10 protein-coding genes are annotated in these 14,145 nt (G+C 48.6%); 5 read left to right on the top strand and 5 right to left on the bottom strand.

Annotated elements, in window-relative coordinates; genetic code table 11:
- Nucleotides 1-524: 524 nt before the first annotated feature.
- The 3 genes from HPS55_RS10465 to HPS55_RS10455 all read left to right on the top strand — a co-directional run bounded on the left by HPS55_RS10465 (nt 525) and on the right by HPS55_RS10455 (nt 4,511).
- Nucleotides 525-1,229: a 2-C-methyl-D-erythritol 4-phosphate cytidylyltransferase gene (locus HPS55_RS10465; RefSeq protein ID WP_172178021.1), complete on the top strand. Its 705-nt coding sequence runs from the start codon at nt 525-527 to the stop codon at nt 1,227-1,229.
- A 19-nt stretch (nt 1,230-1,248) separates the two neighbouring features.
- Entirely contained in the window at nt 1,249-3,378 is a 2,130-nt protein-coding gene (gene recG / locus HPS55_RS10460; protein ID WP_172178019.1) for an ATP-dependent DNA helicase RecG, read from the top strand.
- A gap of 197 nt (nt 3,379-3,575) precedes the next feature.
- Nucleotides 3,576-4,511: a peptidoglycan DD-metalloendopeptidase family protein gene (locus tag HPS55_RS10455; RefSeq protein WP_172178017.1), complete on the top strand. Its 936-nt coding sequence runs from the start codon at nt 3,576-3,578 to the stop codon at nt 4,509-4,511.
- A 139-nt stretch (nt 4,512-4,650) separates the two neighbouring features.
- Here the strand turns inward: HPS55_RS10455 and HPS55_RS10450 are convergent, their stop codons facing one another.
- Together HPS55_RS10450 and hpt are read right to left on the bottom strand one after the other, a co-directional pair.
- Entirely contained in the window at nt 4,651-5,223 is a 573-nt protein-coding gene (locus HPS55_RS10450) for an adenylate kinase (protein ID WP_172178015.1), read from the bottom strand.
- A gap of 54 nt (nt 5,224-5,277) precedes the next feature.
- Nucleotides 5,278-5,817: a hypoxanthine phosphoribosyltransferase gene (gene hpt, locus HPS55_RS10445; RefSeq protein WP_172178013.1), complete on the bottom strand. Its 540-nt coding sequence runs from the start codon at nt 5,815-5,817 to the stop codon at nt 5,278-5,280.
- A gap of 88 nt (nt 5,818-5,905) precedes the next feature.
- On the opposite strand from hpt, the gene HPS55_RS10440 reads away from it, so the two are divergent.
- Together HPS55_RS10440 and HPS55_RS10435 are read left to right on the top strand one after the other, a co-directional pair.
- Complete coding sequence (locus HPS55_RS10440; RefSeq protein ID WP_172178011.1) at nt 5,906-7,420, top strand: NAD(P)H-hydrate dehydratase; 1,515 nt, start codon at nt 5,906-5,908, stop codon at nt 7,418-7,420.
- An 18-nt stretch (nt 7,421-7,438) separates the two neighbouring features.
- Entirely contained in the window at nt 7,439-8,521 is a 1,083-nt protein-coding gene (locus tag HPS55_RS10435; protein ID WP_253945873.1) for a DUF4831 family protein, read from the top strand.
- A 97-nt stretch (nt 8,522-8,618) separates the two neighbouring features.
- On the opposite strand, the gene HPS55_RS10430 is transcribed toward HPS55_RS10435, so the two are convergent.
- The 3 genes from HPS55_RS10430 to bglX form a co-directional block, all read right to left on the bottom strand.
- Entirely contained in the window at nt 8,619-9,629 is a 1,011-nt protein-coding gene (locus tag HPS55_RS10430) for a class II fructose-bisphosphate aldolase (protein ID WP_172178009.1), read from the bottom strand.
- A 213-nt stretch (nt 9,630-9,842) separates the two neighbouring features.
- Complete coding sequence (locus HPS55_RS10425; protein WP_172324955.1) at nt 9,843-11,498, bottom strand: DUF6377 domain-containing protein; 1,656 nt, start codon at nt 11,496-11,498, stop codon at nt 9,843-9,845.
- Nucleotides 11,499-11,840: 342 nt separating this feature from the next.
- The gene (gene bglX, locus HPS55_RS10420) at nt 11,841-14,138 is read right to left on the bottom strand and encodes a beta-glucosidase BglX (RefSeq protein ID WP_172178005.1); all 2,298 of its coding nucleotides are present in this window, start codon (nt 14,136-14,138) and stop codon (nt 11,841-11,843) included.
- Nucleotides 14,139-14,145: the final 7 nt, after the last annotated feature.

Genomic DNA, 14,145 nt, shown 5'->3' with positions numbered 1-14,145 from the left:
AGTCAATTATTTAAATATCATACAGTTATTGCTAAATTTAATGCTATTTTGATACTAAAAATGAACCACAAATTATGGCCACCCTACCCGTTGGGGCGCGTTCTAATTTAATACTGTAACTAACTTAATATATTTTTTACTATGATTTCAGAAATGAACGACAAGTTTTGGATGCCCTACCCGCTGGGGCGCGCAAATACATCTTTTGCTCCAGTTTATATAGTGTCATGTTATACTTTTCCATTATTCCTTTCATACAATACACTCTTTCTCATTTCTTTGTTGTATCTTTCCTCTAAAGAAAAAAATCATATTCTTTCCTCTAAATAAAAAATCATATTCTTTCTTCTAAAGAAAAAATCATTTTCTTTATCCTGTCGGTGTATAATCTCGCGATTTTATTGTACATTTGCATAAGACAGCAAGCAGACGGCAATCTGTGAACAAGTTCATATTGCGCCCGTTTGCACTGTATGTGCATTAGAGAAACAAACTCTCGCAACAACAAAAACCGATAAAACAAAATGAAGAGCAGCGACTACATCATAATCGTGGCGGGCGGCAAAGGCCTGCGCATGGGTAGCGACATACCCAAACAGTTTCTGCCTGTGGCCGGACGGCCCGTACTGATGCGTACGATAGAACGCTTCCGTGAATATTCGGCCATACTGAACATAATACTCGTGCTGCCACGGGCACAACAGGACTACTGGCGACAGCTGTGCAGCGAATACTCGTTCGACACAGACTACATGCTGGCCGACGGTGGAGATACACGGTTCAATTCGGTAAAGAACGGACTGGCACTCGTCCCCGACGACAATGATGGTGTGGTGGGAGTGCACGATGGCGTACGTCCATTCCCCTCGATTGAGGTAATAGACCGCTGTTACAACGAGGCACGCCGTAGCGGAGCGGCCATACCCGTAGTGCCCGTGGTGGAGACACTACGCCACACCACCGGCGGCACCGTGCCTCGTGGCGACTACCGGCTGGTGCAGACGCCGCAGACATTCGGCACAACCCTGCTCAAACGCGCTTACCGTCAGGACTATACCGACGGCTTCACCGACGACGCTTCGGTGGTGGAAAATCTCGGCCACCCCATAACACTTGTGGATGGCAATAGAGAGAACATCAAGATAACGACACCGTTCGACCTTGCCGTAGCCGACAGCATTCTGTCTGCCGACAAAAACAGCAAGCAGCATTCTGCCGGCAAGAAATAACAACATCCCCATAAACCACATGAACACGCCCACCGTTTCACACACATCCGCAGGGAGCATCGAGGCCACCGACATACAGTTTCTGCCCGGTGTGGGCCCTGCCCGCAAGAAGATACTGAGCACGGAACTCGGCATCAACACCTACGGCGACATGCTCATGAACTTCCCATACAAGTATGTTGACCGCAGCCGTGTATACACAGTCAGGGAACTGACCGGCGAAATGCCCTTTGTACAGATATGCGGCCGGATACTCAGTTTCGAGACCTTCGATATGGGGCCGCGCAAGGAGCGCGTGGTGGCACACTTCAGCGACGGTACGGGAGTGATGGACCTGACATGGTTCAACGGCGGTCAATATGCCAAGAAGACATACAGGATAGGCACACAGTATGTGGTGTTCGGGCGCCCGACGGTGTTCAACGGACGGGTAAACGTGGTCCATCCCGACATTGACCCTGCCGACACGATGGAACTGTCGTCGATGGGGATGCAGCCTTACTACTCCACCACCGAGGTGATGAAGAAAAAAGGCATAACATCCCGCGTGATGGAACGGCTGACGAAGACACTCGTAGAGAAACTGCGGGAGCAGCTGCCCGAAACGCTGCCTGAGTTCATGACGGCACGGCTGCACCTGATGGGACGCGACGAAGCCCTGCGCACAATACATTACCCGAAAGACGCACGACAGTTGGAACGGGCACGCGTGAGACTGAAATTCGAGGAGCTGTTCTATGTACAGCTCAACATCGTGCGGTATGCCGCCGACCACCGCCGCAAGTACCGCGGCTACGTGTTCACGCATGTGGGCGACAAGTTCAACACCTTTTTCCACCGACACCTTCCATTCACACTCACCGAGGCACAGAAGCGCGTGATACGCGAGATACGCCGCGACACCGCCTCCGGACGGCAGATGAACCGTCTGCTGCAGGGCGACGTGGGCTCCGGCAAGACGCTCGTGGCCCTTATGTCGATGCTAATAGCACTCGACAACGGTTATCAGGCGTGCATCATGGCTCCGACAGAGATTCTGGCCGAGCAGCATCTGGCCACCATACGCGATTTTCTCGGCACGATGGACATACGCGTCGAGCTGCTCACGGGCATCGTCAAGGGCAAGCGCCGCAAGGAAGTGCTCGAAGCGCTGTCCGACGGCAGGATAGACATACTTGTGGGAACGCACGCCGTGATAGAAGACACTGTGCGATTCGCACGGCTGGGCATGGTCGTGGTGGACGAACAGCATCGCTTCGGCGTGGCACAGCGCGCACGGCTGTGGAGCAAGAGCGACAACCCGCCCCACGTACTCGTGATGACAGCCACTCCCATACCGCGCACACTGGCCATGACGCTCTACGGCGACCTCGACGTGAGTGTGATAGACGAACTGCCGCCCGGACGCAAACCTATAGTAACCTCGCACGTCTTCGACAACCGCATGGCAAGCCTCTACGACGGCATCCGACGGCAGATACGGCAGGGACGGCAGGTGTATATCGTGTTTCCGCTGATAGAGGAAAGCGAGAAAATGGACTTGAAAAACCTTGAAGACGGATATGAGACGCTACGCGAGGTGTTCCCCGAATTCAGCATGAGCAAGGTGCACGGACGCATGAAGCCGAAAGAAAAGGAGGTGGAGATGCAGAAGTTTGTGAGCGGCGAGACGCAGATTCTCGTGGCCACGACGGTGATAGAGGTGGGCGTCAACGTGCCCAACGCCTCGGTGATGGTAATCCTCGACGCACAGCGTTTCGGCCTGTCGCAGCTGCACCAGTTGCGCGGACGTGTGGGCCGCGGTGCAGACCAGTCGTTCTGCATACTCGTCACCACCTACAAGTTGAGCGAGGACACGCGCAAGCGCATCGACATAATGTGCGACACGAACGACGGCTTCCGCATCGCCGAGGCCGACCTCAAGCTGCGCGGACCGGGCGACCTTGAGGGCACGCAGCAGAGCGGCATGGCCTTCGACCTGAAGATAGCCGACATTGCGCGCGACGGACAGATAGTGCAGATGGCGCGCGACGAGGCGCAGGCCGTGATAGACGACGACCCTATGTGCGAAAAAACGGCATATGCAATGTTGTGGAACAGGCTCAGGGAAATGAAGAAGACAAACATCAATTGGGCCGCCATATCATAGATTGAAGTGTTAAAATACACATAAAACGTGTTAATGTTGTCCATAATTAACGTTAACGTTGTCCTTTATTATAAAATATTTATTATCTTTGCAACGTTCCTATTGAGAACAGGCTCATAATCCGTAAGTATAATTGGATTATAATTATATACGGTGAGCCCCATTCACAACACCGATAAGCGAATCAAAACCTAATTATGACATTTAAGAAACTTAAAACATTTGCAATATTGGCACTCGTATCCATAAGTTCAATCCCGACTATGGGGCAAGACTTGTTGGCACGTCAGGCACCGATAGACCGCAAAATGAAAGCAGTAGACTCCGTCGCACTCAACCGACTGATAATGAACGAAATGCTGGAATCGCCGGCTGCCGATCTTTATGAAGATTGGGAAAACAAATATGCTCACCGCGCTACCGAACTTCCCGACTCGTTCCGTATAGATTTGCGTGGCTTTTGCATGCCGACGACCAGCCGTGTACTCACATCAAATTTCGGAGCACGCTGGGGACGCCAGCACAAAGGACTGGACGTGAAAGTGTACATCGGTGACACCATTCGTGCTGCATTCAGCGGCAAGGTCAGAATCGTGAGATATGAGGCAAGAGGATATGGAAAATATGTCGTAATACGACATTACAACGGTCTGGAAACAATATACGGCCACATGTCGAAACAACTTGTGACAGAAGATCAGGAAGTACGTGCCGGCGAACCTATCGGTCTCGGAGGAAACACCGGACGAAGCACGGGTTCGCACCTGCATTTTGAAACACGTCTATGTGGCGTGGCCTTGAATCCCGCATTGATGTTCGACTTTAAAAATCAGGACGTAGTGGACGACTACTATATGTTCCGCCGCAACTCGTACGAACATGAAGGCGCCTTGGCTACACGCCTGCGCGGAGTGGGATCCGGAAAATTTGAAAATGGCGACGATATCGAACTTGCGACAGCAGCCCCGGCAGCATCCTACGCTACGAACGTACGTTTCCACAAAGTCAAGTCGGGCGAAACCCTGTCGTCGATTGCCCGCAAACGCGGCACCACCATTGACGCCCTATGCAAACTCAACCGCATTGGCAAGAAAATGCGCCTGATGCCGGGACAGATATTGAAATACAACTGAACAAAAGTAAATCCCAATATTAATATGTATTGAGTTCAAAGGGAAACCATCAAAAAATAAAAGTCATGTCCAAAGGCATGACTTTTATTTTTTGCAGATATATACCTACGGAATTTGGATTGATTATCCATAATAAATATCATACTCTGTCTATCACCTCGCAGATATCTGCGAAGATGCGGTCAAGCTCACCCAATCCCTCGATATGATGGTGAGTGCCATCGGCCTTATACCAGCCGATGAGGGGTGCTGTCTGATTGTGATAGACATCGAGACGCTTCTTGATGGTCTCTTCGTTATCGTCAGAGCGTCCGCTCTGCTTGCCGCGGTTGATGAGGCGCGCCGTCAGCTCATCCTCGGGCACATCAAGCTCTATCATGGCTGCGATGTTGTGGCCGCGCTCGGCAAGCATCGTCTTCAAGGCCTCAGCCTGCGGTATGGTGCGTGGAAATCCGTCAAATATAACGCCTTCGTGATCCGCTCCGAAACCATCATAGACACTGGCCAGAATATCTATCATCAGACTATCGGGAATAAGCTGTCCCTTGTCTATATATGATGCAGCCGTCTTGCCAAGTTCCGTTCCGTTTTTTATTTCATTACGAAGTACATCGCCAGTCGATATATGACCAAAGCCGTACTTCTTAATCATAAGTTCGCTTTGTGTTCCCTTTCCTGAACCGGGAGCACCGAATATCACAATATTCTTCATCTACTTATATTTGGTTTTCTACTTTTTACCTTAACTATTCCTTATTATATCCTTTCAATCCTCCCTTATCGTATAAATATCTTTCAGGTTCCGTCCCTGCTGGTCATAATCAAGACCGTAACCAAGAATAAAATCATTGGGTATGCTGAATGCCACATACTCTATGTCAAGCGATGCCTTAAGTCGCTCAGGCTTGAGCAACAATGTACAGATATGCACAGATTCCGGATTGCGGGTACCGAGGCTCTCTATCATTCGCTTTATAGTAAGACCGCTCTCCACGATATCCTCCACTATTATCACCGTACGGCCGGTAAGATTTTCGTTAATTCCAATCACCTCCTTGATTTTTCCCGTCGACGTGGTTCCTTCATAAGAAGCAAGTTTCACAAACGAAATCTCACATGGGATTGTCATCTCGCGCATCAGGTCGGCAGCAAATATGAACGAGCCGTTCAGCACTGCGAGCAAAAGCGGATTACGGCCTTCCATATCCTTGCTTATCTGCTCTGCCAAAGCCTTCACACGCTCCTTGATTTCCGCCTCAGGAATAGATGTTTCAAACATCTTATCCTTGATTTTAACTATACTCATAGTACTTTTTAAAATATTTTGCCACAAAATTACTAAAAATCCATCAAAGTATAGCCACCGATTAGCATTAATTTTGTATTTTTGCCGTATGAAGATTTTCACAAGTGCTCAGATACACGAGCTTGACAAATATACAATAGAACACGAGCCTATAGAATCGATAGATTTGATGGAACGTGCGGCCAAGGCCATAACTCATGCCATAACGGAAATGTGGCACAATGACACACCGATGGTGGTGTTCGCCGGTCCGGGCAACAACGGCGGTGACGCTCTTGCTGTAGCAAGGATGCTCGCCGAGGCCGGCTACAGCATATCTGTATACCTGTTCAACATCTCCGGCCATCTGTCGGAAGACTGTGCAACAAACAAGGCACGGCTTACTGAAATCAAAAAGATAAAAGAATTCATAGAGGTAACACAAGAGTTCGACCCTCCGCAACTCACCTCGGAAACACTTGTCATAGACGGTCTTTTCGGTTCAGGCATCAACAAACCGCTGGCCGGAGGATTCTCGTCATTGGTGAAATATATCAACGCCTCGCCGTGCAAGGTGGTGAGCATAGATGTCCCGTCGGGGCTGATGACAGAGGACAACACATACAATGTAAGGGCCAACATAATACGCGCCGACGTGACACTTACACTGCAACAACCCAAACTGTCGTTCCTCTTCGCCGAAAACCAGATGTTCACAGGCTGGCAGAAAGTGCTCGACATACGCATAAGCAGCGAAGGCATAGAGAAAACCGATGCTCATTACAACATAGTTGAAGAGCGCGATGTGAGATGCATGCTACGCGGACGAAATTCCTTTGCCCACAAAGGCATGATGGGCAACGCACTGCTCATAGCCGGAAGCTACGGTATGGGCGGAGCGGCAATACTTGCCACCAAGGCTTGTCTGAGGGCCGGTGTCGGGAAAGTAACGGTACATACCCCAAAAAGCAACAATATAATAATGCAGATATCCGTGCCGGAAGCCGTGATACTGCCTGACTCCGAAGAGACAATATTTTCGGAACCGACAGACACCGAAGACTACGATGCCCTCGGCATAGGACCGGGACTGGGCACGAGCGAAACAACGGCAATAGCACTAATTGCACAGCTCAGACGCACACAATGTCCCATAGTAGCCGATGCTGACGCCATCAACATACTGGCCAATCGCCGAGCATGGATACAGCAACTGCCCAAAGGTATTATCCTGACACCACATCCCAAAGAGTTTGACCGTCTGGACGGACACAGCACCGACAGCGGCGAGCGACTGGCAAAAGCATGCAAGATGGCCGAAAGGATTGGAGCATATATCATACTGAAAGGCAGATACTCGGCACTATGTATGCCCGACGGACATGTGGCATTCAACCCCACAGGAAACGCAGGCATGGCTACTGCCGGCAGCGGTGACGTGCTCACGGGCATTATCACGGCCCTGCTCGCCCGAGGCTACAAACAAGCGGAAGCATGCATAGTGGGAATGTATCTGCACGGATTGGCAGGCGACATCGCAGCCGAGGAGCTGGGTATGGAAAGTCTCACGGCAGGTGATCTGATAACATATCTGCCAAAAGCATTCAAACGATTAAACGACTAACAAATCACATAAAAAATTATGCGAAAACTTATTGCAGCAAGCCTTATCATGCTCAGCAGCATGACATCCGCCCAAACACAAATAAGCAAATACCAGCCTGGCGTCACTCCCGAAGGCGCCATATATTTCCTGCCGAAAACAGCGTTACGAATCGTAGTACAAGTAGAAAAGACGACATATACACCGGGGGATTTCTGTAAATATTCTGAAAGATACCTGCGAATGAAAAATGTAGAGCAGGAACCATATGTAAGTTATAAGGTTACATCTATCACTCCTACACCTTTCGGTGTAGCCGACAAATCAAAATGCTATGCCGTAAAGTACAACCAAAAGAACGCCACAGCCAACATCACACTTGCCGACGACGGTACACTGCTGGCCATAAATGCCGACGCCAGACAACCGGAAACACCAACAAAATTCATCCCCGCCCCCAAACCAAAAGATGTAAATCCACGTCTGTTCATGAGTGAAGAAATATTGGCTGCAGGGAGTACCGCTAAAATGGCCGAACTGACAGCACTTGAAATATATGATATACGCGACAGCAAGAACCAGCTCACACGCGGACAGGCCGACTTCATGCCGAAAGACGGAGAACAATTGAAAATAATGCTCAACCAGCTTGACGTACAAGACCGCGCCCTTACACGGCTCTTCACCGGCACTGTAACCAAAGATACGGCAGAACACGTATTCATCTACTATCCCGACAAGGAGGTCAACAGACAGATACTCTTCCGCCTGTCATCACACCTCGGACTTGTAGACCACGATGATCTATCGGGTATTCCTTATTACATCAGCATCGAAGACATGCACAGCGTACCTGTAAGCAACATGTCCATAGATAACAGCAAGAAAAAGGGAAATGCAAAAGACATACAGGACGGTATCTATGTAAATGTGCCCGGCAAGATAAAAGCGACAATAATGAAAGGCAACGACAGTATTGGTAGCTTTGAGATACTGGCAGCGCAGTTCGGAACCACCGAACTGCTGAGTGGAGACCTGTTCAACAAGCGTTTCACCACCCATCTTACGCTCAACCCGACAACCGGCTCTGTGGCAAAAATTGAAGCCGAACAGCCGAAATAAAACGTCTGGACGAATACAAACCAAAGAAGGTCCCGCCTCATTCTGCTATAGAGGCGGGACCTTCTTTATTTGTAATTTGTTTCGGAATTCTATTCTATTAGTCGAGCTGAGCGAGCTTGTTGTCGCTGCCAAGCACATTCACAATCTTGTGCTTGTACATCTCCTCCATGAGGTCGCGTGCCGGACCACAATACTTGCGGGGGTCAAACTCAGCCGGCTTCTCTGCCAATGTCTTGCGAACGGCAGCGGTAAAGGCCAGACGAGAGTCAGAATCAATGTTAATCTTGCAAACCGCACTTGCAGAAGCCTTGCGGAGCTGCTCCTCCGGAATTCCTACTGCATCAGGCAACTTGCCGCCATACTGATTGATCATGTCAACATATTCCTGAGGCACAGAAGAAGAACCGTGAAGCACAATGGGGAATCCCGGCAACTTCTGCATAATCTCGTCAAGAATATCGAATGCCAATGGCGGGGGTACCAGACGGCCTGTCTTCGGGTCGCGTGTGCACTGCTCGGGCTTGAACTTGTAAGCACCGTGAGAAGTACCGATAGAAATAGCAAGAGAGTCAACGCCTGTCTTTGTAACGAAGTCGATAACCTCCTCGGGCTTTGTGTAGTGAGACTCTTCAGAAGCAACCTCGTCCTCTACGCCGGCCAACACGCCAAGCTCGCCCTCAACGGTAACATCATGAGCATGAGCATACTCAACAACCTTCTTGGTCAGAGCCACATTCTCATCGTAGGGAAGAGAAGAACCGTCGATCATTACGGAAGAGAAACCCATGTCTACACAGCTCTTGCAGAGCTCAAAGCTATCTCCGTGGTCCAAATGGAGCACCACTTCGGGATGATTGCAGCCCAACTCCTTTGCATATTCCACAGCACCCTGTGCCATGTATTGCAAAAGTGTCTGGTTTGCATAGTTGCGCGCTCCTTTAGATACCTGAAGGATTACCGGAGACTTCAGTTCGGAAGAAGCCTTGATGATGGCCTGCAACTGCTCCATGTTGTTAAAGTTGAAAGCAGGGATAGCATAGCCACCGTTGATGGCTTTCTTAAACATCTCGCGAGTGTTCACGAGACCCAATGATTTATAACTTGCCATAATTTAATATATATATTGATGTTAATTAGAAACTTCCGTTTCTTTCACGACCGCAAAGTTAGCATTTTAATTCGGCAACGACAAAAGATACAACACTTTTTAATGCCGGTAATTCCTAAAAAAGACAAATACGATAATGTCTTTTCAGCCTTTCGGTGAAAAATGTAAAACACAGTTTGCAAACACCCACGCAATACAACTTTCACACCGGTACTATCGCGGCATACCGATATCTTTCACTCTGTTTTCAAAGTTACCACGTCCGTCAATAGCTCCGTTCTTTACCCTCGCACGATAATTGTATATGGTGTTAACCGAATAGTGCAACAATTCGGCTATTGTCGAACTGTCGCATATACCAAGACGTATCAACGCGAATATACGCAATGTTGTGTTGAGATGTTTCCCGTCGCCCCCGGCAATGCGCTCTTCCGGCTTCAACAATGCGTTGAAATCATCGATAAAGTTGGGAAACATGTGCAGGAAAGCCTCGTCAAAGTTACCGTAAAGTTCTTCTACCTCACGTTCCTTCATCTCACCCGACCTCGTCATCAGCCACAAAGACTCATATTCACGGTTTTTCAACATTTTGTTAACACGCTTGCGAAAATCATCGTTCCTGTCTATATAGCGAGAACACAAACGCATGAAACGACCGATATATTCATCTTTCACACGGGTCTGCTCATTTAGCTGCCGCACAGTATTCTTCATCTGCCGGTTAGCTTCATCCAGACTCATGTTGACCTGACGCAACTCGTCATTGACCTCTGACAACTGCACACTTTTACGGCTCAATTCTCCGTGTGCTGCTACCAGTTTGTTACGCTGCCGGGCCACATAGACCAGCAATCCAAGCAGTGACACCGCCATCACACAGACCAGCGCTATCAATACACGCAGCATCATATTTGTACGCTCGGTCTCTTTCTGATAATTCTTGTCTATAGACTGTAATACCGGTGATATCTGCCAATTGCGCATTCGTGTGCCAAACTTCACGGCCGACTCCCACGCAAAACCTATATAATCGTATGAACGGGCCAGCTGTCCCTCCTGACTGAGCATATTAGCCAATTCCCACAGTGCAGCCTGATCCATCACAGCATTTCGCACATCACTTAATGCAGCTTCAGCCAACCAATATTTGGCCTCGTCAATAGAATGGCCAGCCCTCTTATAGTCCATATATCGATAGAAAGCAACTATGGCATATTCATGCGATCCTTTGGTCACACGACTCAACCTTAAATCGTTAATTGCCAAAGCCTGCTCTACATCATCTTCGGCATTATACTTCATTTCAAGCCTTTGTTGATACTCATCACTATTCTTGTCCAACACTCCAAGCGCCAACTTTGCATACCTTTCCGACTCCGCTCTATAGCTATCCTGCTGACGGCCGGGAAGACCGTAATACATCAGTTCGCCGTAAACATGGGCATAAGCCTGATAATATTCACCCACGACCGCCGGCTGTAATCCGGAAATGTCTATGCTACCGAGAATATCAAGCGATTCTGCATACATACCCGTAGTTGAGCATTGGAATGCTTGCATACAACGGCAACGCACACTCTCGTCACGCTTGCCAAAACGCTCAGCCAAACCTATACAACGACCTATAACAGACATTGCCGAGTCGTTACGATAGGATTTATACTCCATGAACAACAGCAGTTCACGTTCATACCGATCACTGTCGGTACGTGCCACTGCAACAAGCCGACACAAACTGTCTATACGATGTTCGCGTACATTGACATACTCTTCAGAATGCAAAATAGCCTCGTCGAGACACCGATATAAAGAGTCAAGCCTATCGTTGACCGCATTTACCTTGCATGCAACGGCCACCAGTATAAACATACATATTATTCTATACATAAAAACATATTTCAGTTTGATATTTTCTGCAAATATAATAAAAATAACGAAATTTATAACTGACAGAATAAGGAAATATCTTTCATTTAAAAAGAATACATGAAATAAATGCCAACAAATAAGCCACAATAATTATTTTGACATTTCAATATAACACAATTACACGACAATAGGGACAGAATCTTATTTTTGTCCACCTATAACATATTGAAAATCAACAATAACGTCTTGGACAAAAACAAGATTATGCCTCTACTTACCGTATGAACCGCGACATATCATATAACTTCTCAAAATGAAGCTACAGTCAACCATCAATTACATTTACTTTACAGAGATTGACGGCACTAAAGTAATCCTGCTGCGTTTGACGTCGCGACTGTTCGGACCAACCATCACTTCAAAATCGCCCGGCTCAAGCACATATTCAAGATTGGCATTGTAGAACTTAAGCATGTCTGCCGTTATGTGGAACGTCACATCACGGCTCTCACCGGCTCTGAGTACAATGCGTTCAAAACCTTTCAGTTCTTTAACCGGACGGCTGATTGATGCCACAAGATCGCGTATATATAGCTGGACAATCTCCACAGCCTCGCGTTCTCCTGTATTTTCCACACTTACAGTAAGGTCTATGCTGCCATCGGTACGCATTGACTTGGCGCTGAGATGTGGCTCTCCATATGCAAATCTGGTATACGTAATTCCATATCCGAAAGGATAGAGAGGGTCATTGCGCACGTCGAGATAGTTACTCTGATATTTATAATATTGTGTGGCACCCTCACGGACCGGGCGCCCGGTACTGAGATGGTTATAATAAATGGGCACCTGACCTGTAGACTGCGGCATAGTCATAGTAAGACGACCCGCAGGCGTCTTGTCGCCAAAAAGCACATCACAGATGGCATCAGCCGCCTCTGACCCTCCAAACCACACGTTCATGATGGCATCTACATGCTCCTGCTCCCATGTAAGCACTGTGGGACGGCCCGAAAAGTTAAGCAGCACAACGGACTTACCCAGTTTTACAAGTTCGGCAAGCAGTTCACGCTGGACATCGGGCATCTCAAGTGAAGCCCTGCTCGAACTTTCGCCACTCATGTCGGCACACTCACCCATGGCACACACTATGACATCTGCTTTGGCTGCAACGGCAAGTGCTTCGGCCTTCATTCGTACATCATCGCCACGCGGTATGGTCTTGCCAAACTCTGAGGCCGTCTGAAGTTCCTGATCGGCCGTGAGATTACAGCCTTGAGCGTAAAGCAGTTCACCGCGACCATCAATAGCTTTGCCCATTGCCTCACGCAGAGTCGCAAAACGCTCCGGCACATAAGCCACACACCATGTGCCGGCCATGTTGGCACGAGTATCAGCCAACGGACCTATAAGAGCAATCTTTCCACGTTTTTCCAAAGGCAGCACTTCTTTACCGTCAGCGGAACGACTGTTCTTCAACAGCACGAATGTTTCGGCGGCAATATCACGGGCTGCTTTTCTATTAGCTTCGGTAAAGATGTCACGGGCACGACGTTTGCTGTCGCAATACTTATATGGGTCGGCAAACAGACCGAGCCTATACTTTGCCTCAAGTATACGACGGCAAGCAACATCAATCTCCTCCACGGATACTTTACCTTCGGTCACCGATTGTTCCAATGTGGTAAGAAATCCGGCTGAAACCATGTCCATATCGGTACCTGCACAGAGAGCCTGAGCGGATGCTGACTTTAGATCGGCACTAACGCCATGTCTCAGCATCTCACCGACCGACTCATAATCAGTGACCACAAATCCACCGAAGCCCCACTCCTTGCGCAACACGTCATTAAGAAGCCATCCGTTGCCCGTTGCCGGCACTCCGTCAACCAAATTGAATGACGACATCACACTGCCTACACCGGCATCAACAGCTGCCTTATAAGGAGGGAAATATTGATTATACATACGCAAACGGCTCATATCTACCGTGTTGTAGTCACGACCGGCCTCAACGGCTCCATACAATGCAAAATGCTTCACGCAAGCCATGATGTTGTCCTCACGACTGTAGTCACCCTGATAGCCGCGAACCATCGCCGCTCCTATCAATCCGCCGAGCCACGGATCTTCACCGTTACCCTCCGATACACGTCCCCAACGCGAGTCAACACATATGTCAACCATCGGACTATATGTCCAGTTGATTCCGTCTGCACTGGCCTCAAGTGCGGCAATGCGTGCCGAACGCTCTATAGCATCAAGATTCCAACTGCACGACAATGCAAGCGGTATAGGGAATATTGTCTCGTAGCCGTGAATGACATCCATGCCTACGATAAGCGGAATACCCAACCGGCTTTTCTTTACGGCCAACTCCTGTAAGGCACGTATTTTTTCCGCTCCTTTCAAATTAAAGACACCACCTATTTCCCCAGCAGCTATTCGCCCGGCCACTTCTGTGTTCTGTACAGAACCGGTTGTTATATCTCCAGCCACCTGCAGATTGAGTTGTCCAATCTTTTCGTGCAACGTCATCTTCGACATAAGTTCGTCAACGAACTCACCCATCGGTTTCTTCTGTGCAACGGCACCAATCGCTACAAACAGTGCCGCTATAAATATGAATAACTTTTTCATAAGTTTA

The sequence above is a fragment of the Xylanibacter rodentium genome (assembly GCF_013166575.1).
In the GTDB taxonomy this organism is placed as follows: Bacteria; Bacteroidota; Bacteroidia; order Bacteroidales; family Bacteroidaceae; genus Prevotella; species Prevotella rodentium.
The sequence above is the reverse complement of the archived record's forward strand: the minus strand, read 5'-3'. Positions and strand labels throughout refer to the sequence as shown.